The 1,751-nt window shown below is 64.5% G+C and carries 2 protein-coding genes; both read left to right on the top strand.

The features are described 5' to 3' along the window. Positions 1-150: 150 nt before the first annotated feature. Positions 151-366 carry a hypothetical protein gene (locus tag ACWDA7_RS52560; RefSeq protein ID WP_390879049.1) on the top strand — a complete coding sequence of 72 codons (216 nt, stop codon included), beginning with the start codon at positions 151-153 and terminating at the stop codon, positions 364-366. Between the two features lie 255 nt (positions 367-621). Next, a partial coding sequence (ltrA, locus tag ACWDA7_RS52555) for a group II intron reverse transcriptase/maturase (protein ID WP_450615277.1) occupies positions 622-1,751 on the top strand: 1,130 nt, incomplete at its 3' end.

Below are 1,751 nucleotides of genomic sequence, written 5' to 3'. Positions count from 1 at the left end.
CCGCCTGGCCGGTCTGGAAGTTGTGCCAGAGTGCGTCCTGAACGCGAGGGGGAGCTTGATGTAGGAGGAGCTGCTCGAAGCGGTGCTGCGTGATCGATGAAGGATTGGCCTTTCGGAGTCGCCCTGCGGGGGGAGGCTTCAAACCGCCTCATGCTGCGTTGGCTGAAGACCGTCGTGGTGAGCGATGAGGAAAAGGCGCCCGCGAGGCGTCAGGTGGGGATCAGGAAGACGAGCGCAAGCGAATCGTTGCTGAAGTGTCGAAACAACCTTGACGACATCGAAACCGGGGTGTTCTGGCGATCCCGGGATGAGCCTGGCGGGAGCCCGCCGACTGGCCAGGTGGTGTCCGGCATGAAGACGACGTGAGCCTGATCTGCCGCGATCACGCGGAACAGGAGAAGGCGTGCCCCGATACTGCCCGTTCGGTTCGAGCGGGCGAGAGGGAGCGCCCCAAGCGGCCGAAACCGTGGAGGGGCTGAGTACCGATGCGGGATGCGCCGGCGGACTGGCTCGTAGTAGCGGAGAAGCCCCTGTAATGGGGGTGGAGCGAAGGGGCCGGGTCATCCGTGGCTGTGTGTGTCTGGTCAACCGGACGGTCTCCGGGAGGAACCGATAGACAAGTTGAAGTCGCAGGTCAAGCCGTTTGAGATCTCGAAGTGGGAGGTCTGGGAGGCTTACCGCGAGGTGAAGGCGAACAAGGGTGCGCCGGGGGTGGACGGTCAGTCCGTCGACGAGTTCGAGAAGGATCTGAAGAACAACCTCTTCAAGATCTGGAACCGGATGTCGTCGGGGACGTACTTCCCTCCTGCGGTGCGTGCGGTGGAGATCCCCAAGCAGCACGGCGGCGGCACGAGGATGCTCGGCATCCCTTGTGTCGCTGATCGGGTTGCCCAGACCGTGGTGGCCCGGCATCTGATGAGGCGGGTGGAACCGGTGTTCCATCCCGACTCCTATGGATACCGGCCTGGGCGGTCGGCTCATGACGCGGTGGAGCGCTGCCGGGAACGCTGCTGGAGGAAGGACTGGGTCATCGATCTCGATGTCCAGAAGTTCTTCGACAGTGTCCGGTGGGACCTGCTGGTCAAGGCCGTGGAGGCGCACACCGACGCCGTCTGGGTGGTGTTGTATGTCAAGCGGTGGCTGAGTGCCCCGCTTCAGCTGCCGGACGGCACCTTGCAGGAACGCGACCGGGGAACCCCACAGGGCTCACCGGTATCGCCGGTGCTGGCGAACCTGTTCATGCACTACGCGTTCGACACCTGGCTGGCCCGGGAGTTCCCGGCCGTCCAGTTCGAACGCTATGCGGACGATGCGGTGGTGCACTGCGTCACCGAGCGGCAGGCCCGGCAGGTGCTGGCCGCCCTCGGGGACAGGATGGAGGAGGTCGGGCTGCGACTGCATCCTGACAAGACCCGGATCGTGTACTGCCGGGACGGGAAACGGCCACGCTCGTTCGAGCAAATGTCGTTCACCTTCCTGGGGTTCACGTTCCGCCAGCGCCGGGCGAAGGACAGGAACGGCCAGCAGTTCATGAGGTTTCTGCCTGCGATCAGCAAGGACGCCCAGAAGAAGATCGGCCGGGAGGTCCGCAGCTGGCGGGTCCACCGGCAGGTCGGTCTGACCTTCGTGGAGCTCGCCCAACGGATGAGTCCGGTGGTCGCGGGCTGGATGCAGTACTACGGCCGGTTCTACCGGTCGGAGCTGTATCCGCTCCTGGCACGCATCAATGCCTACTTGGTGCAGTGGATCCG

It is taken from the genome of Streptomyces sp. NPDC001156, assembly GCF_053598275.1.
This window is presented reverse-complemented; position numbering and strand designations above follow the sequence as displayed.

What these genes read in the sequence shown, in the direction of transcription:
- ACWDA7_RS52560 (WP_390879049.1), top strand. Translation starts at nt 151, where the DNA reads ATGCTGCGTTGGCTGAAGACCGTCGTGGTGAGCGATGAGGAAAAGGCG.